The following is a 25,428-nucleotide window of genomic DNA, read 5'->3' as shown; positions in this document are numbered from 1 at the left end:
CGGAAGAAACTGCTGGTCCGACCCCCGCCGGCCCCGCACGGCTGCCCGGAACCGCCCGAATGACCGGCGGGGCCCGCCGGACATGGTCACGCCGCCGGGCGGCCGCCCTCGAGGTGGGCTGCGAGGTAGCGGGACGTGACGCTCGTGCCGGCGTCGAGTGCTGCGACGTCCTGCGGGGTGCCGGTCGCGACGATGCTCCCGCCCGCCGAACCGCCGCCGGGCCCGAGATCGATCACCCAGTCGGCCGCAGCGACGACCGCCATGGTGTGCTCGACGACGATCACCGTGTTGCCGGCCTCCACGAGCTTCCGCAACTGGGCGAGGAGCAGGACGACGTCCGCGGGGTGCAGACCGGTGGTCGGCTCGTCGAGCAGGTAGAGGGTGTGCCCGCGCCGGGCCCGCTGCAGTTCTGTCGCGAGTTTGATGCGCTGCGCCTCGCCTCCCGACAACTCGGTGGCCGGCTGGCCCAGCCGCAGGTATCCCAGCCCTACCTCGCGGAGGGTCGCAAGGGAACGGGCGACTCCCGGGAGGTCCGCGAGGAACAGCGCAGCGTCGTCGACAGTCATCCGGAGGACGTCCGCGACGGTGCGCCCCCTCAGCGTGACCGTCAGCGTCTCCTCGTTGTAACGCGCACCGTGGCACGCCGGGCAGGGGCCGTAGCTCCCGGGAAGGAACAGGAGTTCCACCGACACGAAGCCCTCCCCCTGGCAGGTCTCGCACCGACCGCCCTGCACGTTGAAGGAGAAGCGGCCCGCTCCGAAACCCTTCGCCTTCGCCGCGGGCGTCGCCGCGAAGGCCTTCCGCACCGCGTCGAAGAGCCCGGTGTAGGTGGCGAGGTTGGAACGCGGCGTCCGCCCGATGGGCTTCTGGTCGACGCTGACCAGGCGGTCGATGTCCTCGAGTCCGCGGAGGCGCCCGACGACGGTGGCAGACGCATCGCCGTCGTCGCCCGCCTCGCCGTCAGCCGGTGTCTCGTCCCGCACGTGCCCGCCCACCGCCTCGGCGAGCACCTTGCCCACCAGCGTCGATTTGCCCGAGCCGGAGACGCCGGTCACGGCGGTCAGGACCCCCACCGGGAAGTCGGCGTCGAGCCCCTGCAGATTGTGGCGGTGGATCCCCTCGAGCCGCAGCCATCCGGCCGGCTCCCGCGGGTCGGCCTGCTCGGCTCCTGTCGGCGCAGCCCGGGCGAGGAAGGGAGCGGTCGCCGACCCGTGGACGTCGGAGAGCCCTGCGGCGGGACCGCTGTAGACGATGGTTCCGCCACCCTCACCCGCGGCAGGACCGACGTCGACGATCCAGTCGGACCGCCGGACGACGTCCATGTTGTGCTCCACCACGAAGACGGAGTTCCCGGCGTCCTTGAGTGCCTCGAGGACGGCCAGAAGCGGCTCGACATCGGCTGGATGCAGCCCTGCGGACGGTTCGTCGAGTACGTAGACCACGCCGAACAGGCCGGAGCGGAGCTGCGTGGCGATCCGTAGGCGCTGCATCTCCCCCGGCGAGAGGGTGGGCGTCGCTCGGCTGAGGCTGAGGTAGCCGAGGCCCAGGTCCACGAGGACGTCGAGCCGCTGGACGAGGTCCTTGCTGATGGTGACGGAGACCTCGGTCCCCTCGCCCGAGCTGGAGGACCGGTGCGCCGCAGTGGGGTGCTCGAGCGCTGCCGCAGGTCCCAGGTGGGCAGCCAGGTCCTCGAGCGGCAGCGCGTTCGTCTCCGCGATGGAGAGCCCGCCGAACGTCACGGCGAGTGCTTCGGGACGCAGTCCGCTACCCCCGCACGATCCGCAGGGTCCGGATTCCATGAACGGCAGCACGCGGTCGCGCATCTGCTGGCTCTGCGAGTCGTTGAGTGTGTGCATCACGTAGCTCTTCGCGCTCCAGAAGCGGCCCTTGTAGGGCTTGGCCACGCGGTCCCGCTGCGGCGTGACCTGGACGACGGGCTGCTCCTCGGTGAACAGGAGCCACATCCGCGCCTCCTCCGGGAGCTCACGCCACGGGACGTCGATGTCGTGACCCAGCTCGCTCACGACATCGCGGAGGTTCTTGCCCTGCCAGGCACCGGGCCAGGCGGCGATCGCGCCTTCGCGGATCGTCAAGGTCGGGTCCGGGACGAGTGTCTGCTCCGTGACGTCGCGGGCCACACCGAGTCCGTGGCAGCGGGGGCATGCGCCGGCGGCGGTGTTGGGTGAGAAGGCGTCGGACTCGAGCCTCCCTGCAGCTTCCGCCGGGTATGTCCCGGCACGCGAGTACAGCATGCGCAGCGAGTTCGAGAGCGTGGTCAGGGTGCCGACGGTCGAGCGTACGCTCGGCGTGCCGCGGCGCTGCTGCAGAGCGACCGCGGGTGGAAGGCCCGTGATGGATCCGACGTGGGGTGTGTGGCCCTGCTGGATGAGCCTGCGCGCGTAGGGTGCCACGGATTCGAGGTACCGGCGCTGGGCCTCCGCATAGATGGTGCCGAACGCCAGCGAGGACTTTCCGGAACCGGACACACCCGTGAAGGCGACGACGGCGTCACGAGGGCAGTCGACGTCGACGCCGCGCAGGTTGTTCTCACTGGCACCGCGTACCCGGACGAAACCGTCACGGGCGCTCGTGTCATGGGGGGCGTTCTTCATCTCTTCGATCACCAACCCCACCCTACGGTCGCCGGGGCGTGACCGGGACACGAGCGGCGGGCGGCCCACCCCGGGACAGGACGACGACCGCCGCACGCACCCGAGGATGCCCACGGCGGTCGCCGTCCGGTTCAGGCTGCCGGTCCCTGCTGCCGATCCCTGCTGCCGGTCACCGGTCCCCGTGCTACCGGATCCCGCACACCTCCGGCCCCGGAACGGATGCGGTCATGCCTTCGCGTGGCTCCGACGTACCGCGTAGGTCCCACCGGCCGCTGCCGCGAGCACGAGGCCCCCGCCGAGGGCGATCATGCCGAACGGGCTCGAGGCCTCCACAGTGGCACCCGTGTCGGCTCCACCGGACGGCGTCGCGCCCATCTGGGACATGACGAGGGTGCCGCAGAGTGCCGGCGAGGTCGCGCCGAGAGGGAGCGCCGGATCCAGATCGCTGGGAGCACTGAACGCTTCCGGCGTCGACGGGGTGGTGGCGGGATCAAGCCCGTGCACATTGAAGACCGCCCTGCCGGCTTCGAGTTCCGCCAGCGTGGCCGCGTCGACGGTGAAGGTGCGCTGGATGGCGTAGTCACCACCCTGCCCGCCGAGCTGGAGGTTCAGGGCCTCAGCAGGACTCGTCGGACCCGACGTCGTGACCGTCGCGAGGATGCCACCGTAACTGGGGGCGCTCTCGGTGACGCTGATGATGCCGTCGGCGTTGGCGTCGGCGGCGGGGGTCGGGCAGACGCCGGCCGCTCCGCCGTGGATGTGCTGGACATGGGGGTAGGGTGCCCCCTGGAACGTCTGGGCGAGGCCGGATACCTGCAGGTTGATCGTGGCCTGGTCCCCGACGACGTCGAGGGTCACGGTGCCGGTGCCCGTCGTGCCGTTGAGCTGGCCGAGGGTCGACGAGTAGCTGCCATCGGCGGCCATCGCCGGGGACCCCGCCAGAGCGACGGCGCTGATGGCGAGGGCTGGTACTGCGAGGAGGCGCATCTTGTTCATGAGATCTATATCCTTCACTGGTTAGGACGGGCCCGGGCTCGAACCCGCGTGAGGAGTTACTCGAGCGCTTCGTCGCGAACGTGCACGTCCCAGCAAGCAGATCCTGATCAAGATCCCGCGGCGGAGCTTCCTCGTTCCCCATCCTCCACCTGCCGCCGCTGGTCCTGACAGCGGTTGCCGTTCCGGACCGGTGTCTTTACAATTCCCGAGTTCCCGCTCGGAGCACCCCGGACAGGTCCCGCAGGACACCCGATGTCCCCCTCTCCACCGGTTGCCTGACGGACAGGCGAGGGGTCAGCCGGGCAGGTAGGGCTGGTACGGGTCGAGGGTCCCGTCGACGACGGGCACGAGGAGGTCGACGTCGCCCGCGTCGGTGGTGGCGGTCAGGGTGGTACGCGCACCCGGCGCGTCCCCGGCCGTCTGCAGCACCGTGTCGACGGAGTCCAGGGGGACACTGCCCTGCGCGGGTATGGTCAGCGTCGTCTCCTCGTCGGAGTCGCTGATGGTGATGTCGACGGCCCCGTCGCCGTTGTTCTCGAGGGTGCCCAGGAGCCGGGCAGGTTCCCCCTCGTCCCGGGTGACGAGCAGGACGCTCCGCAGATCGACCTCGCCCACGCTCTTGTCGTCCCCGACCGCCGTCGAGTTCCAGTTGTCCTCGCCTCCCGTGGCACAGCCGGTCAGGACCAGCATCGCCGTGGCGACGAGGCCGCCGGCCCTCGCCGTCGCCATCCTCCGGTGTCCTGGTCGGCTGGTGGTCCTTGTCGGCTTCGTCTGCATCGTGATCCTCCGGTCGCACTGACATTTCCTCCTCGACCGTAGGCAGGCCCGCCGTACAGGGGGAACCACCGTTGCCCGACCGCAACCCGACTCCCTGCCTGCGCACAGGGCACACCCGGTAACTGCACAGGTAATAGCAATGATGCACTTCAAGTGCAGTATGATGCACTTATGGAAGACAACACATCCTTGCTCGCCTCCGTGATCGGGGAACGGGTGAAATCCGAGCGGCAGGGTCGGCGATGGACGCTGGACCAGCTCGCGGACGCGGCCGGCGTGAGCCGACGCATGATCGTCAACGTGGAGCAGGGGGCCGCGAACCCGAGCGTGGGGACACTGCTGAGGATCAGCGATGCCCTCGGCGTCGGCCTCCCTGCGCTGGTCGAGCCCCCGCAGTCCCGGTCGGTGTCGGTCACGCGCCAGGGCGACGGCGCTGCGCTGTGGAGGGGAGGACTCGGGGGCCGGGGGATCCTCGTCGCCGGCACGCAGTCGCCGGACGTCGTGGAGCTGTGGGACTGGACCCTGGAGCCCGGGGAGCAGCACACGAGCGAGGCCCATGCGGCCGGCACGAAGGAACTCCTCCACGTGCAGCTCGGTACGGTCACCGTGGTCGTCGCCGGTGACGCCACCTCGCTGGCCGAAGGGGACGCGATGACCTTCTCCGGGGATGTAGCGCATTCCTACGCGAACCGCGGTGCTGAATCAGCCCGGTTCACGCTCGCGGTCTTCGAGCCCGGAGTGGGGTCCGGTCCCCAGAAGGAGGTGTCCCATGCGTGACACAGCTCGCTTGGCTGCCGTCCTCGCCACGGCCCGGGTGGACGAGGGCGTCTTCGCCCTGCGCCCCGACTACCGTGCGCTGCTGATCGCCGTCGACGGGCTCGTACCCGGCCCGAGCGATCCGGGGAGTGAGGCGCTGCTACTGGCGGCCGAAGCCTCGGCCGGGGCGCTGCTCGCGGACCGACCGGTGACCGACGTCCCGTCCGTCGCGGCATGGCGCGACGCCTATCAGGCCTTCGGCGCCAAGCCGAACCGCACACGCAACAGCCTGGAGGCGCTCCTGCGACGCGCGCCCACCGGGCTGCCCCGCGTGAACCGCCTGACCGACATCTACAACGCCGTGTCGGTGCTGCATCAGGTACCGCTCGGCGGCGAGGACCTCACGCAGTACCGCGGGGCCCCCGCCCTCGTCCGCGCCACAGGGCGGGAACCGTTCGATACCTCGAGCAACGGGGAGGCCGTCCTCGAACACCCCGAGCCAGGGGAGGTCGTCTGGTCCGACGACGCGGGGGTGACATGCCGGCGCTGGAACTGGCGGCAGGGCCGCCGTACCCAGCTGACCGATGCCACGACGACCGCACTCTTCATCCTCGACGCCCTCGCGCCCCTGTCCGACGACGGCCTCTCGGCAGCTGCCGACGACCTCACACGTCACCTGCTGCGCCTGGGACCCGACGTCGCCGTCGCCCGCCGCCTCCTCGGGAGCGACCGCGATCCGTCGCCACGCAGCGGAGGCATGGCGTGATGTCGTCGGCAGGGCGTGCCGTGCCGCCATGGGCGCTCGCCGTGACGGCGATGTTCTCCGTGCAACTGGGCTCGGCGCTCTCGGTGGACCTCATCGGGGAGGTCGGTGCTGCCGGTACCGCCTGGCTGAGACTGACGATGGGCGCGGTCATCTTCCTGATCATCGCCCGACCGCCGCTCTCGCGGGTGCGGAGGACCGATGTGCCGGTGCTGCTGGGGCTCGGCGTCACCACGGGGCTCGTGACGATCGGCTTCCTCTCGGCGCTCCAGTACATCCCGCTCGGCACGGCCGTCGCCATCGAATTCCTCGGTCCGCTCACCGTCGCCGCACTCCGCAGCCATTCCCCGCGAGCTCTCGTCTGGCCGGGCCTCGCGCTGTGCGGCGTCGTCCTGCTCACCGAACCGTGGCACGGCGAGGTGAACCTGCCGGGCGTCGTGTACGCGGGCCTCGCCGCGGTGGGATGGGCGGTCTACATCCTGCTCACGCAGCGCATCGGCGACCGGTTCACCGGGATCTCCGCGCTGTCCCTGACGATCCCCGTCGCCGCCCTGACCGCCGCCGTCGTCGGGATCCCGCAGGCGGTCGGTCACGTGACCGTCCCCGTCCTCGTCGCTGCCGCGGGCCTGGCCCTCCTGTTGCCCGTCCTGCCCTTCGCACTCGAGATGCTGGCGCTTCGGCGGATGACTGCTGCCGCCTTCGGGACCCTCATGGCACTGGAGCCCGCGCTGGGGCTCCTGCTCGGGCTGGTCGTCCTCCACCAGCAACCGTCCGCCCTCCAGATCCTCGGGATCCTCCTCGTGGTCCTCGCCGGCGCAGCAGCCCAGAGGCAGGGCGGCCGCCGGTCGCGGGTAGAGTCCCTCGCCGGCACCTCCGAGTCCGGATAGGCGCTGCCGGGACTGCCGACTCCAGGCTGCGCACCGGCTCTCGGCGGCGCATCCGCCGGAGGGCGACTGCCGGTGGATAGCGACTCTCCTCCGGCGGCGCCCCGCGGACGACGGCACGCCCGCATTCCCCGGGAGCCCCTGGATGCAGACCGCGCCGAGGCACCACGCCCCGACGCGTCTCGCCACCGGCGGGGACCGTCCGGCCGCCCGAGGAGTCCCCGGTCGGCTAGAGGTCGGCGAGCACGGTCCCCGGGTTCTCCATCGCGTCGGCGACGAACCGCAGGAACCCACCGGCGGTACCGCCGTCGCAGACGCGGTGGTCGAACGCGAGCGTCAGCTCGGTGACCTTACGCACCGCAAGCTGTCCGTCGACCACCCAGGGGCGGTCGATGATCCGCCCCATGCCGAGGATCGCCGACTCGGGGTAGTTGATGATCGCCGCGCTGCCGTCCACGCCGAACACCCCGTAGTTGTTCAGGGTGAACGTGCCCGAGGACAGGTCGGACGGCGTCGCCTTGCCCTCGCGGGCAAGAGCCGCCAACCGACGGATCTCGGCGTCGAGCCGACGTGCCGACATCGTGTCCGCGCGTCGGATACTCGGCACGACGAGGCCGCGCTCCGTCTGCGCGGCGATGCCGAGATTGACGCCCTCGACGCGCACGAGTTCCTGGCTGCCGTCCTCGCGCGTCGCGATCCTGCTGTTGAGCTCGGGATACCGAGCCAGGCCGGCGACGACGAAACGGGCCACGAAGGACAGGATCCCCGGGACGGCGTCCGGCGTCTTCCGCTTCATGCCCTCCCGCAGTTCGACGAGGGCCGTCACGTCGACGTCCACCCAGACGGTGGCCTCGGGGATCTCCCGCCGACTGCGGGACATGGCCTCGGCGATCGTACGACGGACGCCGCGCAGGGGCGTGCGATCGAGGACCGCGAGTCCCGAGCGCGGATCCCGGTCCGGAGCGTCCCCGAGCGTTCCCTCAGGCTGGAGGACCGACCGGGCGGCGGCACTGTCCGCCGTGGCGGTGTCGGCAGCGGCGTCGGCACCATCTGCGGTGGCCCGGGCGGCGATCGCCTCGTCGACGTCACGGCGGAGGATCAGCCCCTTCTCACCGGATCCACGGAGGTCCCCGAGACGCAGACCGTGATCACGGGCCAGTTTGCGCACGAGCGGCGAGACACACAGGGGTGCGGCAGCACCGGTCGGGCCCGTGGCCGCAGCACCCGGCGCGGCACCGCTGGAAGGAGGAGCGGGAGCCGCAGTGGGGGTCGGCGTCGGAGCGGATGCCAATGTAGAACCCGGAACGACGGGCGCTCCGACCGCGCCGCCGGGCACCGTCTCCGCGAGGCGTGTCGCGGCTGTCCGGCGCGGGCGCCGTCGTCCACCCGTGAGCCCGCCGGGCGTGCCGTAGCCGATCAGGACGTTGCCGGAGCCCTCGCTCGCGACAGGCGAGCCCTCCCCCTGCGTCGCCGCGGTCGGCACTCCGGCATCCTCGCGCAGCGCCGATGCCGCAGCAGCGACCGCGGGGACCGGATCCCCGTGCGGCGCAACCGGGGTATCGGGGATCGACGCGCCGCCCGCAGCTGCTGCCGGTGCGGCTTCCCCGTCCGGCCGGACGGACAGGAACGGCGCCCCGACGTCGAGCACGTCGCCGGGACGGCCGTGCAGCACGGCGACGGTGCCGGCGAAGGGCGATGGAACCTCGACGACGGACTTGGCGGTCTCCACCTCGGCGACGGGCTGGTCGACGGCGACGGAATCGCCCTCGGCGACGAGCCAGGAGACGAGCTCCGCCTCGGTCAGGCCCTCGCCGAGATCGGGCAGGGCGAAGACGAGGAGGCCCGAGCCGAGGGTCGGCGCGCTCACGCTCCGTCCTCCCACTGGAGGCTGTCGACGGCGTCGAGGATGCGATCGACGCTCGGCAGGTAGAAGTGCTCGAGCTTGGGTGACGGGTACGGGATGTCGAACCCGGTCACGCGGAGCACGGGCGCGGCGAGCGAGTGGAAGCAGCGTTCCTGCACGCGGGCGACGATCTCGGACGCCACGGACGCGAAGCCGGGCGCTTCCGCGACGACGACGGCACGACCCGTCCGGCGGACGCTCGCGCAGACGGTCTCGTCGTCGAACGGGACGATGGAGCGGAGGTCGATGACCTCGATCGAACGTCCTTCCTCCGCCGCCGCTGCGGCTGCGGCGAGCGCTGTCGGGACGGACGGCCCGTAGCTGATGAGGGTCGCGTCGGTGCCCGGGCGTGCAACGACGGCGCGCCCGATCCGGCGCGGCGCCTGGCCGTCGTCGAACGTCCGGCGGAGCTCGGCGAGGTCCACCTCCTCCTTGGACCAGTACAGCTTCTTCGGCTCGAGGAACACCACCGGGTCGGGGGACGCGATGGCCTCCCGCAGCATGAAGTAGGCGTCGCGGACGGTGGCAGGTGCTAGCACCGTGAGGCCCGGCGTATGGGCGTAGTAGGCCTCGGACGAGTCGCAGTGGTGCTCGACGCCGCCGATCCCGCCCGCATAGGGGATGCGGATGACGATCGGCAGGCGCACCTTGCCCTTCGTGCGGTTCGGCATCTTCGCGACGTGACTGACCACCTGCTCGAAGGCCGGGTACGCGAACGCGTCGAACTGCATCTCGACGACGGGCTTCATGCCGTTCATCGCCATGCCCACGGCCATGCCCATGATGCCGGCCTCGGCGAGCGGCGTGTCGAAGCAGCGCTCCTCGCCGAAGCGGGCGGTCAGGCCGTCGGTGATGCGGAAGACCCCGCCCAGGGGTCCGACGTCCTCGCCGAACATCAGGACGGAGGCGTCGACCTCCATCGCGTCGGCGAGGGCTGCGTTGAGCGCCTTCGCGAACGTCGTCGCCCGGGGCGCGAGGGCGCCGGCGTCCGGCCGTCCGGTGATGCCCGGCGCCGGTGCTTCCGTGGTCTGCGTCATCGCTGATCCCCCTCCGTCGAATCGCCCGCGGCCCCGGACGCGGCCGCGGCGTCCGCGTCCGCGTCCCGCGCCAGTTCCTCGCGCAGCAGCGCCGCCTGCTCGCGCAGCTGCGACGTCTTTTCCGTGTACACGTACTCGAAGAGCTCTGCCGGGTTCACCTGGACCTCCGTGTTGAGTCCCTTGCGGATCGTCGCGGCGACCGCGTCCGCTTCGTCGGCGAGCGACTGCTCGCCCTCCTCCGTCAGGAGATCCAGCGTGCGCAGGTAGGCACGCATCCGTACGATCGGATCCTTGGGCACCCAGCGCTCGACGTCGTCGGTGGAGCGGTAGCGGGTGGCGTCGTCGGCGTTGGTGTGCGCCTGCATGCGGTAGGTGTGTGCCTCGACGAGCGAGGGCCCGCCGCCGTCGCGCGCCCTGTCCACGGCCGCGCCGAGCACGGCGAGGAGGGCAGCGAGGTCGTTGCCGTCCACGCGCTCGCCCGGCATGCCGTATCCGATGGCCTTGTGTGCGAGCGAGGGAGCCACGGTCTGGTTCTTCAGGGGCACGGAGATCGCGAACTCGTTGTTCTGGATGAAGAAGACCACGGGGACGTGGAACACGGCGGCGAAGTTCAGGGCCTCGTGGAAGTCGCCCTCGCTCGTCGCACCGTCACCGCACATCGCCAGGACCACCGTGGACTCGCCGCGCAGCTTCGCCGCGTGGGCGACGCCCACGGCGTGCAGCAGTTGCGTGGCGAGCGGCGTGGCCTGCGTCGCGACGCGGTGCTCGTACGGGTCGTAGCCTGCGTGCCAGTCGCCCCGCAGCAGGGTCAGCACCTCGAGGGGGTCGACACCGCGCGTGATGACGGCGACGGTGTCGCGGTAGGTGGGGAACAGCCAGTCCTCCTCACCGAGGACCACGGCGGCGGCGACCTGGCATGCCTCCTGCCCGTGCGAGGACGGGTAGACCGCCAGGCGGCCCTGCCGGACGAGCGCGTTGGCCTGGTCGTTGATACGACGTCCCGTGATGAGGCGGCCGTAGGCGCCGAGCAGCCGCCCGCCGTCCGGGAGGGGGTAGCGCTGATCGGAGTGGGAACGCCCGTCCGGGTCCACCAGTTGCACGGGCTCCGCCGAAGGGAGCAGGGCATGCGCCGCCGACGGCGTTCCACCCGGCACTCCACCGATCAGGCTTCCGCGACCCTCATTCGTTGCCGTACTCATTCCGCCTCCATCACGGGCCGCGGGAGCGGCGCCTCTTCCAACCGGGAGCGGTAGCTCCAACGCTGGATGCTGTGTAGGTCCAGTATGGTCAACAGGCTTCTTTTGTATCCACGAACTTGTGGAATTCTGGATCATGTCGATCGATCAACGGTATTCTTTGGACGAATCGACAGTGTGAGCTGGATTACGCGAAGGAGCGTGGACACGTGGCGGACGGAACCCTCGACGACGTCGACCGGAAGATCCTCGCGGAGCTGACGAGGGACGGCCGGCAGTCGGTCACCTCCGTGGCCGAGCGGGTGCACATCTCCCGCGCCCATGCGTACTCGCGCATCGCGCGGCTCACCGAGGACGGTGTCCTGACGCGGTTCACGGCGATCATCGACCCGGCGAAGGCCGGCCTCCGATCGTCCGCCTACGTGACCCTGAAGGTGCGGCAGCACTCCTGGCGGGAGCTCCGCGAGAAGCTCCGGAACGTCCCGGAGGTACACCACATCGCGCTCGTCGGCGGCGACTTCGACGTGATCCTCCTGGTACGGGCGGAGGACAACGTCGGGCTGCGACGCGTGATCTTCGACCAGCTGCAATCGATGCCCGGGGTGCTGGACACCCAGACCTTCCTCGTCTTCGAGGACCTCGACACACGCTGAGGACGGACGGTGCCCGCCGGGACACGACCGCAGCCCGTACCGGCCCACCGGTGTGCGGACACCGCCCACCAGGAAAGCCTCGGCCATGATCGTCTCCCTCGTCGTCTCAGGTCCCGCGCATTGCTCGTCAGGCGAATTACCGAACGTTCGTTCTGTAAAGGCCCGCTCCAGAATTGCATGCCCATCCGGCACGGTCAACCGGGACGCGGTTGCACGATCGCCCTCACGCGACCGCCGCAGGCGCCGGGAGCGGCAGTGGCAAGATGGGAGCCATGACCGTCGACGCCACCGCGCTCCAAGTCCCTGTCCCGCCCCCGGCCAAGAAGGTGCCCTCCGAGCGCACCCACCACGGCGACACCTTCGTCGATTCCTACGAGTGGATGCGCGAGAAGGAGGACCCCGAGCTGATCGGGTACCTCGAACGCGAGAACGAGTACACGGAGGCCGTGACCCGGCACCAGGAACCGCTGCGCGAGGCGATCTTCACCGAGATCAAGGACCGCACCCAGGAGACCGACCTCTCGGTTCCCGCCCGCAAGAAGGGCTGGTGGTACTACTCGCGGACCGAGGAGGGCAAGCAGTACGGCATCCAGTGCCGCGTGGCCGCGGAGGACACGGGCGATCTCGGGCGTGACTGGACGCCGCCCGAAGTGGTCCCCGGGCAGCCCGTGCCGGGCGAGCAGGTCATGCTCGACGGCAACGAACTCGCCGAGGGGAAGCCGTTCTTCTCCCTCGGCGGCCTGTCCGTCACGGAGGACGGGACGCTGCTGGCGTACTGCGAGGACAACGCCGGCGACGAGCGCTTCACGCTGCGTATCAAGGACCTCGCGACGGGCGAGCTCCTCCCCGACGAGATCCCCGACGTCTTCTACGGGCTGTCCTTCTCCCCGAACGGGAGCCGCGTCTACTACACCGTCGTCGACGACTCGTGGCGCCCCTACCAGGTGCGGTCGCACACCCTCGGCACGCCGGTGGCCGACGACGTCCTGGTCTACCAGGAGGACGACGTCGCCATGTGGACGGGCTTCGAGGTCTCGGCCGACCGCACGCAGCTCCTCATCAGCATCGGCTGCTCCGAGTACAGCGAGTACCGCGTCCTCGACCTCGGGCACCCCGAGGCCGGGCTGACCCTGCTGATCTCCCGGGACGAACGCATCCTGTACGACGCCGAGCCCGTTCCCGTCGACGGTGCACCGCACTACCTCCTGACCCACGACCGCGACGCGAAGAACTCCATGGTGAGCCTCGTGGCGGCGGACCAGTTCTCCCGGCCCCTCGCGGAGCAGGAATGGACGACGGTCGTCCCGCACGACGACGCCGTCCGCATCAACGGCCTCTCCGTGACGCACTCGCACCTGGTGCTCTCCGTCCGCAAGGACACGATCGAACGCGTCCAGGTCCTCCCCCTGGCCGGCCTGGGCACGCCCGATCAGGGGCTGCCCGCCGAACCCGACTTCGACGAGGAGCTCTTCACGAGCAATCTCGCCAACGCCGAGTTCGACTCCCCCATCATCCGACTGTCCTACGCCTCGTACCTCACGCCGCCGCGGGTCTACGACTACGTGCTCGAGGACGGAACGCTCGAGCTGCGCAAGGAGACCGAGGTGCGTGGCGGGTACGACCCTTCCGCGTACGTCGCCGAGCGCCAGTGGGCTCCGGCCGCCGACGGGACGCTGATACCGCTGTCCGTGGTCCGCAGGGCGGATCTCGCGCAGGACGGCACCAACCCTGCCGTCATCTACGCCTACGGCAGCTACGAGGTCAGCATGGACCCGGGGTTCTCGATCGCGCGGCTCTCCCTCCTGGACCGCGGCATCGTCTTCGTCACCGCGCACATTCGCGGCGGCGGCGAGATGGGCCGCAGCTGGTACGAGCAGGGCAAGAAGCTCGCGAAGAAGAACACCTTCACGGACTTCGTCGACGCCACGACGTACCTCGGCGATTCGGGCTGGGTGGACCCGGCGCGGATCGCCGCGATGGGCGGCTCCGCCGGCGGCCTGCTCATGGGCGCCGTCGCGAACCTGGCACCGGAGAAGTACCGGGCGATCGTGGCACAGGTGCCCTTCGTGGACGCCCTGACCACGATCCTCGACCCGGACCTGCCGCTCTCGGCGCTCGAGTGGGAGGAGTGGGGCAACCCGATCACCGATCCCGCGGTGTACCGCTACATGAAGGAGTACACCCCCTACGAGAACGTCCGGCCCGTCGCCTACCCGAGGATCGCCGCCGTCACGAGCTACAACGACACGCGTGTGCTGTACGTGGAACCCGCGAAGTGGGTCGCCCGGTTGCGCGAGACGGCCACGGGGACCGAGCCCATCATCCTCAAGACCGAGATGGACGGCGGCCACGGTGGTGCGAGCGGACGCTACTCCCGCTGGCGCGACGTCGCCTGGGACTACGCGTTCGCCGCGGACGCCGTGGGTGCCACGGAGGTGCTCGCGCGCTCCACCAGCTCGGTTGAGTAGATGACGGGCTCCGGGTGCGAGCCCGGAGCCTCGATCTCCTCGAGGAGCATCGTCCCCGCCTTCACGGCCATCTCGACCATGGGCTGCGTGATCGTGGTGAGCGGCGTCGCCGCCGTCTCGGCGACGGCGTGGTTGTCGTAGCCCATGAGCGCGACGTCGCCGGGCACCGTCCTGCCGGCGGCGTGGAGCGCCTCCAGCACGCCCAGTGCCATGAGGTCCGACGCGGCGAAGATGCCGTCGATGTCCGGGTCCTCGGCGAGCAGCCTGCGCGCCGCGGCGGCTGCCCCGTCGGTGGTGAAGTCGGCGTGGACCACCGGGCCCTCGGGTAGCCCGGCCTCGGCGAGGCCCGCCTTCCAGCCGCGCAGGCGGTCGACGGCGGCGGTCATGTCAGCGGGGCCGGCGACCGTCGCGAGGCGGCGCCGGCCGATGCCGGCGAGGTGCTGCGCGGCCAGGCGCCCTCCCCCGACGTTGTCGGTGTCCACGTACGTCACGTCGAAGGTCGTGTCCCACGGGCGTCCGATGAAGATGGTGGGGAGGCCGGTCTCGGCGAGCGACCTCGCCCAGGAGTCGGCTTTGTGGTGCGAGACCACGATCGCCCCGTCCACGTGCCCGCCGCGCAGGTAGCGCAGGGTGCGGGACGAGTCGTCGTCGGTCCGCGACATCAGCAGCACCAGCTGCACGTCGGTCTCCCGGAGGGCCTCCGTGATGCCGGTGATGACGACGGCGAAGAAGGGATCCATCATGACGCGCACGTCCGGCTCCGGGATGACCAGGGCGATCGAGGACGTCCGACGGGTCACCAGGCTGCGCGCCGCCCGGTTCGGGATGTATCCGAGGGCGACGACAGCACGGTCGACCGCCGCCTGGGCCTCCGGGCTGACGCGGTCACCTCCATTGATGGCACGGGAGGCGGTGGAGCGCGACACCCCGGCGGCGACGGCGAGATCCTCGAGGGTGGGGCTCGAGCGGACCGGTGCCTGACGCAGCGGCCGGGGTGGGGACGTCTTCATCACCCCGACAATACGACACCCGCCCTCAGGGCGTCGGCCGACGACGCGGCCGGCACGGTGTTGGAGGCGGCCAGTCGCGCGTACCAGAGGGCACTCGCCTTCGGGGTGCGCTCCTGGGTCTCGTAGTCCACGTGCACCAGGCCGAAGCGCTGGTGGTAACCCCAGGCCCACTCGAAGTTGTCCATGAGCGACCAGGCGAGGTAGCCGCGGAGGTCCACGCCGTCGTCGATCGCGTCCTTCATGGCCCGTACGTGGACGTCGAAGAAGCTGAGCCGGTCCTGGTCGTCCACGAAGCCGGAGGCGTCCGGGATGTCGTCGTAGGCGGCGCCGTTCTCCGTGATGTAGATCGGGATACCGGCGGGTCCGGTGTACTCGTCCTGCAGCCGGTTGAGCAGGCGGCGGAGCCCGTCGGGCTGCACCTCCCAGTCCATGGCGGTCACGGGCAGACCGCGCGGCACGGAGCGGACGCCATGCGCGGCGACGTAGGGCGAGGAGACGGGGCGATCGAGCGGTGCGTGGCCCTCCTGCGGCGCCGCATCCCCCGACGGCGTCTTCGTGACGGCCTCGCCGTGGTAGTAGTTCACGCCCAGCACGTCGATCGGTGTCCCGATGATGTCGAGGTCGCCCTCGCGGATGTACCCGGACAGCCCGAGGTGTTCGACGTCGCGGAGGACGTCCTCCGGGTACGCCCCCCGCAGCACCGGGTCGAGGAAGATGCGGTTGAACTGCCCGTCGATGCGGCGGGCGGCGTCGCGGTCCTGCTCGCTGGTCGGGTCCAGGGGATCCGGGACGGTGAGGTTGAGCGTGATCCCGAGGGTCGCGTCCGCGTCCCGGCGGCGCAGCTCCCGCGTCGCGAGCCCGTGCCCGAGCAGGAGGTGGTGTGCTGCGGCGAGGGCAGCCGTCGGCTCCTGCCGTCCGGGTGCGTGCACGCCGGCTGCGTAGCCGAGGAACGCCGCACACCAGGGCTCGTTGAGGGTGGTCCAGATCCGGACGCGGTCACCGAGGGCCTCGTGCATCACCGCGGCGTACTCGGCGAACCGGTAGGCGGTGTCGCGGTTGGTCCAGCCGCCGGCGTCCTCGAGGGCCTGCGGCAGGTCCCAGTGGTACAGGGTGAGCCACGGCTTGATGCCGGCCTCGAGGAGCTGGTCCACGAGCCTCGAGTAGAAGCGGATCCCCTCGGTGTTCGGTGTGATCCCGTCCGCCATGCAGCGGGACCACGACGTCGAGAAGCGGTAGGCCTGCAGGTTGAGGCTCTTCATGAGCGCCACGTCCTCCGCCGAGCGGTGGTAGTGGTCGCATGCGACGTCGCCGGTGTGGCCGTCCGCCACCGCTCCCGGGACCCGGGAGAACGTGTCCCAGATGGACGGCCCCCTGCCGCCCTCCTGCGCCCCGCCCTCGATCTGGTACGCCGCTGTGGCCGCGCCCCAGAGGAAACCCTCGGGAAAGGTGATCTCGGTACTGCTCATCCTTTGACTGCTCCTTGCATGATTCCTGATACGAGTTGGCGTCCCGCCACCGCGAAGAGTAGCAGCAGGGGGATGGTGGAGAGCACGGCCCCGGCGAGCACGATCGAATAGTCGACGAAGTGCGCGGCCTGGAGGAGCTGCAGCGCCACCGGGAGGGTGGGGTTGGACGGGTCCAGCACGATGAACGGCCAGAAGAAGTTGGTCCACGTCGCGACGAAGGTGAAGAGCGCGAGCATCGCCGCGGCAGGCCGTGCGGCAGGAAGGCCGACGTGCCAGAACGCCTGGATCATCGAGGCACCGTCGATGCGGACGGCCTCGATGAGTTCGTCCGGCAGCGCGTCGCGCAGGTACTGCGTCATCCAGAACACCCCGAAGGCCGTGACGACGCCGGGCACGATCACGGCCCACAGCGAGCCGGTCCAGCCCAGCTTCGACATGACGATGAACAGCGGCACGACACCCAGCTGGGTGGGGACGGCCATGGTGGCGATGACGAACACCAGGAGGCCCTTGCTGCCCCGAAAGCGGAGCTTGGCGAAGGCGAACCCGGCGAGGGTCGAGAACAGGACGACGGACAGTGCCGTGACGGTGGAGACGATGAGGCTGTTGCCCAGCGCCTTCCAGAACGGGATGGTGTCCAGGACGCCGGCGGCGTTGGCCAGGAAGTTCCCACCCGGTACGAGGGGTACGCCCTTGCTGATGACGGAGCTGTCATGGCTCCCCACCAGGAAGGACCACCAGAGCGGGAACACCGAACCGAGGAGGACCGCCGTGAGGAACCCGTAGGTCAGGAACCCCGGCCGGCGCATGGTGCCGCCGGCCGCACCGCGGCGCCGGGAGCCGAGGCCCCGCTGGGCCGCGCGCGCCGCCCCCCTGCCCGCGGTCTGCTCGATCATGGGGATGGAGCTCATCGTCGGCCTCCCTGGGTGGCGATGCGGCGGGTGATGAGGAAGTTGGCAAGGGCGATGATCACGATGATCAGGAACAGCAGCCAGGCGACGGCCGAGGCCCGGCCGAAGTTGCGCTGCCCCCAGCCGAGCTCCCAGATGTACATGGTGAGCGTCTGCCACTGGCGGTCGGCGCCGCCGAGTCCCGCCTGGTCGAACACGCGTGCCTCGTCGAAGATCTGGAGGCCGCCGATCGTCGCGGTGATCACCACGAAGATGATGGTGGGGCGGAGCATCGGGACGGTCACCGAGAAGAACTGGCGGAGCCGGCCGGCTCCGTCGATGGTCGCCGCCTCGTAGACGTCCCGGGGGACGGCCTGCATGGCGGCCAGGAAGATCAGGGCGTTGTACCCCGTCCAGCGGAAGTTCACCATGGTGGCGATCGCGGTATGGCTCGCGAGCGGGTCGGAGTGCCAGCGGACCGGGTCCAGTCCCAGCCCCGTCAACAGCTCGTTGAACAGGCCTGCCTGGTCAGCGAAGAGGTTGTTGAAGATCAACCCGACGGCCACGGGGGCCACCACGAAGGGGACGAGGACGCCCATCCTCCAGAACGTCCTGGCCCGGAGGTTCGCATCGAGCACCGCCGCGATGGCGATGGCGAGGACGACCTGCGGGATGGACGAGAGGAGGAAGATGCTGAACGTATTGCCTACCGCGTTCCAGAAGAACGGCTGCGCGAGGACGAACTCGTAGTTCTCCAGCGCAGTGAACTCGCCCTGACCCCCGATGAGGTTCCAGCTGTGGAGCGAGACCCATGCCGTGTAGAGCAGGGGGAACAGGCCCGTGACCGCGAAGAGCAGGAAGAACGGCGAGATGTAGAGATACGGGGACAGCTTGACGTCCCACTTCGATACCTTCTGGGAGAAGGCCAGCCGCTTCACGCTCTTGTCGCGGAAGGCGCGCTGCTTCGTGTCGGGGAGTGGGGATTGGACCCGGTCCGTGACGGCCATGGGCTACAGAGCGCCTACAGCGGTGACGAACTTCTCCCAGGAGGAGGCGGGGTCGTCGGTCTTGTCGACGTCGACGCGGGTCAGGGCCTGCTGCATGGCGTCGTTGATGGGGAAGTACTTGGGCCCCTTGAACGGCCGGACGTCGATCGCGGTGGCGCGGTTGGCGAGGATCTCGCCGGTCGGGGCGTCATTGAAGAACGCGTTGGACTGGCCCAGGAGCGTCTCGCTCTTCAGCGCGTCGACCTGGCTCGGGAAGGTGCCCTTGGACTCGAACGCCTTGATCTGCTGCTCCGGGGCCGTCAGCCACTCGGCGAGCTTCTTGGCCTCCGCCTGGTGGGCGCCCTGGGTGGGGATGGTCAGGTAGGAACCACCCCAGTTGCCGCCGCCGCCGGGGAAGACATCGGCGATGTCCCAGCCCTCGACACCCTCGGCGTTGCCCTCGATGACGCCGAGCATCCACCCGGGGCAGAGCTTGGTCGCGAACGCATCGGACTGGAAGCTGGCCACCCAGTCGTCCTCCCACTGCGTGAGGTGCGCGGAGAGCCCGTCCTCGACGGACGCCTGCAGGACCTGCTCGTAGATGTCCTTGACGTCGGCGTTCTCGGTCGCGATGACCGTGCCGTCACTGTCCTCGTAGGCGTTCTCGACCTGATTGATCATGCCCTGGTAGGTGGCTCCGGCGGAGTCGAACCATGCCACGCCGTCGCTCGCGACGACGAACTCCTTGCCGGCCTCGAAGTAGTCCTGCCACGATCCGTCGAGCATCGTCGCGACCGACTCGCGGTCGCTCGGGAGTCCGGCCTTCTCGAACAGGTCCGCGCGGTAGCACACCGCCTGAGGGCCGGCATCCGTTCCGTAGCCGATGAGCTGCCCGTCCTCGGTGGTGGCGGCAGCGGTCTTCCAGTCGAGCCAGCGGCCCTCGACGGCGGGGTCGCTGAGGTCCGCGAACTGGTCGGAGTACTCGAGCAGCTCGGGCAGCCAGTCCATCTCGATGCCTTCGATGTCCGACAGACCTGAACCGGCGGCGAGCCTCGTGGTGAGGTTGTCGCGGGCCTCGTTCGAGGTGGCGGCCTTCTTGTGCTCGATGGTGACGTTGGGGTTGAGCTCCTCGTATTCCGTGAACAGCTCTTCGTAACCGAATTCGTTGAACGTACCGACCGAGAGCGTGACGTCCTCGGTTCCGGTCTCGCCGTCGACGCCGGCGTTCTCCGGACCGCCGGATCCACAGGCGGTGAGGGCCAGGGCGAGGCATGCTGCCGCGGCGGAGAGTGTGGTGGTGCGTGCTCTGCTGTGCACGGATGACTCCTTTGTCAGGGTTGGATCCCACCGCCGGGTGCAGCGGGTTCTGGATGGAACATCCTGGGGGCGGCGTCCGGGCAGGGCGCGGGCCGGGGCCCGTCGACGGGTTCGTCCCAGGGGTGGAGTGTCGGCGACGGGATCCGGGAGCGCCCGGCGCCCTCCGCCGGAGCGAGTGGCCAGCCATAGCGTGAGACCGGATCCGACCGGGAGATCAGATCCGGTGGGAGCGCTCTCACGCTGTCGCACCATCCTTACTGTGACCCACGACACTGTCAAGTGGGAGCGCTTCCACTGGGTCGAAATCCCTGATAGGAGGAACATCGCCGCAGGTCAGGGGGGACTCGCTCGGCCCTGCGTGATCGGATCGTTACCCGGAGTCCGAGCGGGACCGGGCTGTGCGCCCCGCTAGAGTGGCGACGACCGCCCTTCCAGAACCAGGAGTACCTTTCCGATGACGCACGAAGCCTCCTCCCCCTGGACCATCGTTCTCGGCGAACTCGACGAGAAGATGGGCGTCGCCATCGTGGAGCAGTCGGTCGAGCGCGTCGTCGCGACCATGCCGGTGGCGGGCAACCGTCAATCCTTCGGCCTCCTGCACGGTGGTGCCTCCCTGGCCGTCGGCGAGGCGGTCGGCTCGTGGGCGGCCGTGATCCACGCCTCGACGCTCGGGAAGACGGCGGTCGGCGTGGACGTCTCCGCGACGCACCACAAGGGCGCCCGGGCCGGGACCGTGACCATCACGGCGACACCCATCCATCTGGGACGCACCCTCACGACCCATGAGGTGCTGCTCACCGACGAGGCGGGGCAGCGCCTCTGCACCCTCCGCATCACCAACCTGCTCCTGGACAGACCCATCCCGGCCCACGGCGCGGACGGATGAGGATCCCGACCGTCGCAGGGTCCCGGGTGGTCCGCCTCGCCGTCGTCGACCACGCCGCGAGCGCACTGCTCGGTAGTGCCGCAGGTCGGGCCCCGGCACGGCCCGGGGAACCCCTGTCCTACCTGGCCCTCGGCGACTCCTGGGCGTCGGGGCCCGGCGCCTCGGCCCTCCACGGTCAGCTGCGCACGCCTCGGCCTCCCCGGTCTCCCCAGCCTCCCCGGCCTCCCCCCGACGGCAGCCCACCGGTGGAACTGGTCACGGACGCCACCCCTGCCGGTGCGGTCGACGACCTGCATCCCACGGCCGAGGGTCACAGGTCCGGGTACTACTCCGCGGTGCGCAGCGCCGTGGACCCCACCCGGCTCCGGTGCGGCCAGGACCGCGGACGGCACCGAACCTCCGCACCTTCCGAAACCCGCTCACCGGCCCTACTCTGTCGCCATGCCCTTCTCCATCCAGATCTCGCTCGACTGCAAGGATCCGCACGCCCAGGCCGACTGGTGGGCGGAGACCCTCGACTGGGTGGTCGAACCCACCGACGGTGCGTTCCTCGACAGGATGATCGCGGAGGGCCATGCCCGCGCATCGGACGTGATCGAACACGACGGCAGGCGTGTCTGGAAGGACGGGACGGCAATCTGCCGCGCCGAGGACGTGGGCCGACCGGGGCGTGAGCGCATGCTCTTCCAGCCGGTACCGGAGCCGAAGACGGTGAAGAACCGCATGCATGTGGACATCAACCTCGGCGGAACGGACCGGGACGCCCAGCGGGCGCGGCTCGAGGCCCGCGGCGCCCGCTACGTGGAGCGTCATTCACAGGGCCCCCACACCTGGTACGTCATGCTCGACCCGGAAGGCAACGAGTTCTGCATCGCTTGAACCGGGCCCCCCGGATACGGCAACGATCGGACCCGGAACCGCCTGACCCAGACCCTCGCGCCGGGACCCGGCGGGGCTGCCGCCCCCTGCCGCGCGGCTAGAGTGGACGGGTGACTTCAGAGCTCCCCGCCAAGGTATCCGACATCTTCGACCCGACCCGCTGGCGGGTCGTCCAGGGGTTCGGGGACTTCACGGACCTCACCTACCACCGGGCGGTGGAGCGTGACGCCGACGGCACCGCCGTGCGCGATCTCCCCACCGTACGCATCGCCTTCGACCGTCCGGAGGTGCGCAATGCGTTCCGTCCGGGCACCGTCGACGAGCTCTACCGGGCACTCGACCACGCCCGCATGTCGCCGGACGTCGCCACCGTCCTGCTCACCGGCAACGGCCCGAGCCCCCGGGACGGCGGCCATTCCTTCTGTTCGGGCGGCGACCAGCGTATCCGCGGCCGCGACGGCTACCGGTACGCCGAGGGCGAGACGACGGAGAGCATCGACCCGGCCCGTGCCGGCCGCCTCCACATCCTGGAGGTCCAGCGGCTCATCCGCACCATGCCGAAGGTGGTCATCGCCGTCGTCAACGGCTGGGCGGCCGGGGGCGGTCACAGCCTGCACGTCGTCGCGGACCTGACCATCGCCTCGGCGCAGCACGGCAGGTTCAAGCAGACCGATGCCACCGTGGGCAGCTTCGACGCCGGCTACGGCTCGGCGCTGCTCGCGCGGCAGATCGGGCAGAAGAAGGCCCGGGAGATCTTCTTCCTGGCCCGCGAGTACTCCGCGCAGGACATGGTCGAGATGGGCGCGGTCAACGAGGCCGTGGACCACGCGGACCTGGAGGAGACGGCGCTCGCGTACGCCGCCGACATCGCGCGCCAGAGCCCGCAGGCCATCCGGATGCTCAAGTTCGCCTTCAACCTCCCCGACGACGGGCTCGCGGGCCAGCAGGTCTTCGCGGGCGAGGCGACCCGCATGGCCTACATGACGGACGAGGCCGTCGAGGGCAAGGAAGCATTCCTCGAGAAGCGGGCCCCCGACTGGTCCCCGTTCCCCTACTACTTCTAGGAGCGGCGTGGAAATCCTCCCCGTGCACACCCCCGAGGGCTTCGACCCCCTCGGCCTGCTGAAGCCCCTCGCCGCCGCCCTCGCGGGCGAGGGCCCCGCCGTCGCCCCCCACGCGAGGCCGGACCAGACCTTCGACGGCGTCCTGCCGAACGACGAGATCGCCGCCGTGATCAGCACCTCCGGGTCCACCGGGCTGCCGAAGCAGACGATGCTCAGCGTCGACGCCCTCGCCGCGTCCGCCATGGGCACGGCCCTCGCGCTTAAGGCCGAGGGCCAGTGGCTCCTGACGCTTCCCGTGCACTACGTGGCCGGCCTCCAGGTGCTCGTGCGGTCCCTCTTCGCCGGCACGCAGCCGTGGGTCATGGACACCTCCGCGGGTTTCACCCCTGCGGCCTTCACCAGCGCCGCGGCGGAACTGACGGACCGGGTCCGCTTCACCTCCCTGGTCCCCACGCAGCTCCATCGGCTGCTCGCCGACCCGTCGCCGGAGACTCTCCGGGTGCTTCGACGCTTCGACGGGATCCTCCTCGGCGGGGCTCCCGCCGGTGCATCGTTGCGTTCCCTCGCCCGGAGCCATGACCTGAAGATCGTCGAGACCTACGGCATGAGCGAGACGTGCGGCGGATGCGTCTACGACGGCACGCCGCTCGAGGGCGTCGAGCTCCGCTCGGTGGGGGGACGCCTGCGCATCGGCGGTCCGGTCCTGGCGGACGGCTACTTCGGCGCGCCCGACCTCACCGAGGAGAAGTTCGTCTTCAACGCGGGTGAGCGCTGGTTCGTCACCGACGATGCCGGGGAGGTGTCACTCGGCGGGTCGGTCACCGTGCACGGGCGGATCGACGACGTCATCATCACCGGCGGCCTGAAGGTGTCGGCGACGAAGGTCTCTGACGTCATCGAGGCGCTGGCGGGAGTGGAACAGGCGATGGTGCTCGGCATCTCCAGCGAGGAATGGGGCACCGCGGTGGCTGCGGCGGTCGTCGGCGACGTCGATGCCGACGTCATTCGGCAGGCTGTCCATGTCGAACTGGGAGCACACGCCGTCCCGAAGGCCATCGTCACCCTGGACGCCTTCCCGCTGCTGCCCGGCGGCAAGCCCGACCGCCGCACCATCTCCACCCTCCTCGAACACGCCTAGGCGCCCAGGACACCGACACCCGATCCGCCCGACGACAAGGATTTCTCCGTGGCGACTGCCGCACAGTGGCTCGAAGGAGCCCGCCCCCGTACCCTGCCCATGGCCTTCGCCCCCGTGATCATCGGGAGCGCCGCCGCCTTCGGGCTGGGCTCGTTCAAGCCGGTCAACGCGGTGCTCGCGGTGCTCGTGTCGGTCCTGCTGCAGGTGGGTGTCAACTATGCCAACGACTATTCGGACGGCATCCGTGGGACGGACGACGAGCGGGTGGGTCCTTTGCGCCTCACAGGCTCCGGTGTGGCCCGGCCCGGTCAGGTGAAGGCGGCGGCGTTCATCTGCTTCGGCCTGGCCGTGCTCGCGGGCCTCGCGCTGATCGTCCTGTCACAGGCATGGTTGCTGCTGCTCGTGGGCGTGGGCTGCATCGCCGCTGCGTGGGGGTACACCGGGGGCAAGAATCCCTACGGCTACCTCGGGCTGGGCGACCTGTTCGTCTTCGTGTTCTTCGGCCTCGTCGCGACGCTGGGTACCACCTTCACGCAGGCGGACCGGCTCGGTGCGGCCGCCTGGATCGGTGCCATCAGCACGGGTCTCATCGCCATGGCACTGCTCATGGCCAACAACGTCCGCGACATCCCCACGGACAGCGCGGTGGGCAAGAGGACGCTCGCGGTGCGCCTCGGGGACACCCCGGCCCGGATCAGCTACGTCATGATGCTCGCGGCGGCCATCCTGCTGCCGCTGTCCCTGACCCCCGACTACCCCTGGGTGCTGCTCGTCCTGCTGCTCGTCCCGGCCTGCCTGATGCCGAGCCGGCTGATGCTCAAGGGCAGCAAGCGCGAGAGCCTGATCCCCGTGCTCAAGCAGACGGGCCTGATCAATCTGGGGTTCAGCATCCTGTTCGCCACCGGCATCGTGGTGAGCGTCCTCACGTAGGCGAGCGGGAGGCCGCGGGGACTCCTGTCAGGCCGCGGTACCGCGGGGCCTGCGATCCGCGTTCACCGGGGTGTTGGGGTCCAGGGCGTCCTCGGCGGCGGCGTCGTCGAGCTCCACCGCCGTCCGCACCGGCGGGGCGCCGGGCGTGAGGCGGCGCTGCAGCGTCGCCGCGGCGGCGTCACGGAGGTTCCGCGCGAACAGGTAGGTGACGCACCAGGCGAGGATCGCGGCGACCACCGCGGACAGGAACAATCCGAGGCCCAGCAGCACGCACGCCACGTAGAACACGACGATCAGCAGCAGGCGCAGGGCGGTGAATTTGAGGAAGGCCACGCTCCGAGTTTACTCGCCTACAATTGGCGCATGCCCCGCCTCCTGCTCTTCGCCGCGATCCTGGCGGTCGCCGTCGTCATCTACGCGTTGATCGATTGCGTCATGAGCCGAAAACACGAAGTGCGGAGCATCTCGAAGACCGCGTGGTTCCTGACCATCCTCGTGCTGCCGCTCATCGGCGCCGGGATGTGGTTCCTGTTCGGCCGTCCCCGCAAGCAGGGACCGTCCGGGCCGCGACGCCCCTCACCGCGCCAGCCCACGGCACCGGACGACGACCCGGCGTTCCTTCAGAACCTCGAGGCACAGCGGTGGCAGCGCGCCCGCGAGGAGGAGAGGCGCCGGCGCGAGCAGGAGCAGAAGGAACGCGAGGCGAAGGCCCGCGAGGTCGGGAAGGACTCCCCCGCCCCGGAGGACAAGCACGACGGCGAAGGCAACGACGACGCCGGGTCCGGCCCTGCGGGAGCGCATCACCCCTGACGGGAGC

General features: G+C 70.2%; 23 protein-coding genes. 11 read left to right on the top strand and 12 right to left on the bottom strand.

Annotated features, from left to right (window positions below):
- Positions 1 to 86 precede the first annotated feature (86 nt).
- The 3 genes from CXQ97_RS09975 to CXQ97_RS09965 form a co-directional block, all read right to left on the bottom strand.
- Positions 87 to 2,612 carry an excinuclease ABC subunit UvrA gene (locus tag CXQ97_RS09975; protein WP_104180715.1) on the bottom strand — a complete coding sequence of 842 codons (2,526 nt, stop codon included), beginning with the start codon at positions 2,610 to 2,612 and terminating at the stop codon, positions 87 to 89.
- Positions 2,613 to 2,837: 225 nt separating this feature from the next.
- Positions 2,838 to 3,608 (bottom strand): CHRD domain-containing protein, encoded by a 771-nt coding sequence (locus CXQ97_RS09970; protein WP_104180714.1) that lies wholly within the window; start codon positions 3,606 to 3,608, stop codon positions 2,838 to 2,840.
- A gap of 294 nt (positions 3,609 to 3,902) precedes the next feature.
- A complete protein-coding gene (locus CXQ97_RS09965; RefSeq protein ID WP_104180713.1) occupies positions 3,903 to 4,337 on the bottom strand; it encodes a hypothetical protein in 435 nt (144 codons plus the stop codon).
- 219 nt (positions 4,338 to 4,556) lie between these two features.
- On the opposite strand from CXQ97_RS09965, the gene CXQ97_RS09960 reads away from it, so the two are divergent.
- Genes CXQ97_RS09960 through CXQ97_RS09950 form a run of 3 tightly spaced genes read left to right on the top strand, consistent with a single transcriptional unit; the run spans position 4,557 to position 6,791 of the window.
- The gene (locus tag CXQ97_RS09960) at positions 4,557 to 5,162 is read left to right on the top strand and encodes a helix-turn-helix domain-containing protein (protein WP_104180712.1); all 606 of its coding nucleotides are present in this window, start codon (positions 4,557 to 4,559) and stop codon (positions 5,160 to 5,162) included.
- Complete coding sequence (locus tag CXQ97_RS09955) at positions 5,155 to 5,907, top strand: B3/4 domain-containing protein (RefSeq protein ID WP_104180711.1); 753 nt, start codon at positions 5,155 to 5,157, stop codon at positions 5,905 to 5,907. The genes CXQ97_RS09960 and CXQ97_RS09955 overlap by 8 nt, the downstream gene beginning before the upstream one ends.
- Positions 5,907 to 6,791: a DMT family transporter gene (locus CXQ97_RS09950; RefSeq protein ID WP_258062467.1), complete on the top strand. Its 885-nt coding sequence runs from the start codon at positions 5,907 to 5,909 to the stop codon at positions 6,789 to 6,791. Before CXQ97_RS09955 ends, CXQ97_RS09950 begins: the two co-directional genes overlap by 1 nt.
- A gap of 226 nt (positions 6,792 to 7,017) precedes the next feature.
- Here CXQ97_RS09950 and CXQ97_RS09945 read toward each other — a convergent pair whose 3' ends face one another.
- From CXQ97_RS09945 to pdhA, 3 genes are read right to left on the bottom strand one after another with little or no spacing between them, the layout of a single operon-like run.
- The gene (locus CXQ97_RS09945; protein ID WP_104180710.1) at positions 7,018 to 8,655 is read right to left on the bottom strand and encodes a dihydrolipoamide acetyltransferase family protein; all 1,638 of its coding nucleotides are present in this window, start codon (positions 8,653 to 8,655) and stop codon (positions 7,018 to 7,020) included.
- Positions 8,652 to 9,728: an alpha-ketoacid dehydrogenase subunit beta gene (locus tag CXQ97_RS09940; RefSeq protein ID WP_104180709.1), complete on the bottom strand. Its 1,077-nt coding sequence runs from the start codon at positions 9,726 to 9,728 to the stop codon at positions 8,652 to 8,654. The genes CXQ97_RS09945 and CXQ97_RS09940 overlap by 4 nt, the downstream gene beginning before the upstream one ends.
- Positions 9,725 to 10,927, bottom strand: a complete 1,203-nt coding sequence (gene pdhA / locus CXQ97_RS09935) for a pyruvate dehydrogenase (acetyl-transferring) E1 component subunit alpha (protein ID WP_104180708.1) — start codon at positions 10,925 to 10,927, stop codon at positions 9,725 to 9,727. The genes CXQ97_RS09940 and pdhA overlap by 4 nt, the downstream gene beginning before the upstream one ends.
- 206 nt (positions 10,928 to 11,133) lie before the next feature.
- Between pdhA and CXQ97_RS09930 the strand changes: the two genes are divergently transcribed.
- Both CXQ97_RS09930 and CXQ97_RS09925 read left to right on the top strand, forming a co-directional pair.
- Positions 11,134 to 11,577, top strand: a complete 444-nt coding sequence (locus CXQ97_RS09930; protein ID WP_104180707.1) for an Lrp/AsnC family transcriptional regulator — start codon at positions 11,134 to 11,136, stop codon at positions 11,575 to 11,577.
- Between the two features lie 272 nt (positions 11,578 to 11,849).
- A complete protein-coding gene (locus CXQ97_RS09925) occupies positions 11,850 to 14,045 on the top strand; it encodes a S9 family peptidase (protein WP_258062466.1) in 2,196 nt (731 codons plus the stop codon).
- Here the strand turns inward: CXQ97_RS09925 and CXQ97_RS09920 are convergent.
- From CXQ97_RS09920 to CXQ97_RS09900, 5 genes are read right to left on the bottom strand one after another with little or no spacing between them, the layout of a single operon-like run.
- Positions 13,976 to 15,055 carry a LacI family DNA-binding transcriptional regulator gene (locus tag CXQ97_RS09920; RefSeq protein WP_104180705.1) on the bottom strand — a complete coding sequence of 360 codons (1,080 nt, stop codon included), beginning with the start codon at positions 15,053 to 15,055 and terminating at the stop codon, positions 13,976 to 13,978. The two genes, CXQ97_RS09925 and CXQ97_RS09920, sit on opposite strands and share 70 nt — an antisense overlap.
- Positions 15,055 to 16,521: a GH1 family beta-glucosidase gene (locus CXQ97_RS09915; RefSeq protein ID WP_104180704.1), complete on the bottom strand. Its 1,467-nt coding sequence runs from the start codon at positions 16,519 to 16,521 to the stop codon at positions 15,055 to 15,057. The genes CXQ97_RS09920 and CXQ97_RS09915 overlap by 1 nt, the downstream gene beginning before the upstream one ends.
- Entirely contained in the window at positions 16,518 to 17,432 is a 915-nt protein-coding gene (locus CXQ97_RS09910; RefSeq protein ID WP_104180703.1) for a carbohydrate ABC transporter permease, read from the bottom strand. Before CXQ97_RS09910 ends, CXQ97_RS09915 begins: the two co-directional genes overlap by 4 nt.
- On the bottom strand, positions 17,429 to 18,418 hold the full coding sequence (locus CXQ97_RS09905; protein WP_104180702.1) for a carbohydrate ABC transporter permease: 990 nt from the start codon (positions 18,416 to 18,418) through the stop codon (positions 17,429 to 17,431). Before CXQ97_RS09905 ends, CXQ97_RS09910 begins: the two co-directional genes overlap by 4 nt.
- A 3-nt stretch (positions 18,419 to 18,421) precedes the next feature.
- Positions 18,422 to 19,714: an ABC transporter substrate-binding protein gene (locus tag CXQ97_RS09900; RefSeq protein ID WP_104180701.1), complete on the bottom strand. Its 1,293-nt coding sequence runs from the start codon at positions 19,712 to 19,714 to the stop codon at positions 18,422 to 18,424.
- Positions 19,715 to 20,168: 454 nt separating this feature from the next.
- On the opposite strand from CXQ97_RS09900, the gene CXQ97_RS09895 reads away from it, so the two are divergent.
- The 5 genes from CXQ97_RS09895 to CXQ97_RS09875 all read left to right on the top strand — a co-directional run bounded on the left by CXQ97_RS09895 (position 20,169) and on the right by CXQ97_RS09875 (position 24,611).
- The gene (locus CXQ97_RS09895) at positions 20,169 to 20,600 is read left to right on the top strand and encodes a hotdog fold thioesterase (protein ID WP_104180700.1); all 432 of its coding nucleotides are present in this window, start codon (positions 20,169 to 20,171) and stop codon (positions 20,598 to 20,600) included.
- A gap of 441 nt (positions 20,601 to 21,041) precedes the next feature.
- Positions 21,042 to 21,479: a VOC family protein gene (locus CXQ97_RS09890; RefSeq protein WP_104180699.1), complete on the top strand. Its 438-nt coding sequence runs from the start codon at positions 21,042 to 21,044 to the stop codon at positions 21,477 to 21,479.
- A gap of 110 nt (positions 21,480 to 21,589) precedes the next feature.
- Positions 21,590 to 22,543: a 1,4-dihydroxy-2-naphthoyl-CoA synthase gene (locus CXQ97_RS09885; protein ID WP_104180698.1), complete on the top strand. Its 954-nt coding sequence runs from the start codon at positions 21,590 to 21,592 to the stop codon at positions 22,541 to 22,543.
- Between the two features lie 7 nt (positions 22,544 to 22,550).
- Complete coding sequence (locus CXQ97_RS09880) at positions 22,551 to 23,681, top strand: AMP-binding protein (RefSeq protein ID WP_104180697.1); 1,131 nt, start codon at positions 22,551 to 22,553, stop codon at positions 23,679 to 23,681.
- A 48-nt stretch (positions 23,682 to 23,729) separates the two neighbouring features.
- Positions 23,730 to 24,611: a 1,4-dihydroxy-2-naphthoate polyprenyltransferase gene (locus CXQ97_RS09875; RefSeq protein WP_104180696.1), complete on the top strand. Its 882-nt coding sequence runs from the start codon at positions 23,730 to 23,732 to the stop codon at positions 24,609 to 24,611.
- Between the two features lie 27 nt (positions 24,612 to 24,638).
- Here CXQ97_RS09875 and CXQ97_RS09870 read toward each other — a convergent pair whose 3' ends face one another.
- Positions 24,639 to 24,944: a DUF4229 domain-containing protein gene (locus tag CXQ97_RS09870; RefSeq protein WP_104180695.1), complete on the bottom strand. Its 306-nt coding sequence runs from the start codon at positions 24,942 to 24,944 to the stop codon at positions 24,639 to 24,641.
- A gap of 30 nt (positions 24,945 to 24,974) precedes the next feature.
- Here CXQ97_RS09870 and CXQ97_RS09865 point away from each other — a divergent pair, with 30 nt between their 5' ends.
- Positions 24,975 to 25,421 carry a PLD nuclease N-terminal domain-containing protein gene (locus CXQ97_RS09865; RefSeq protein WP_104180694.1) on the top strand — a complete coding sequence of 149 codons (447 nt, stop codon included), beginning with the start codon at positions 24,975 to 24,977 and terminating at the stop codon, positions 25,419 to 25,421.
- Positions 25,422 to 25,428 lie beyond the last annotated feature (7 nt).

It is taken from the genome of Arthrobacter sp. B0490 (genome assembly GCF_002929355.1).
Classification (GTDB): Bacteria; Actinomycetota; Actinomycetes; order Actinomycetales; family Micrococcaceae; genus Arthrobacter_D.
Note: the sequence above shows the minus strand (reverse complement) of the source record. Positions and strands in the feature narration are given on the sequence as shown.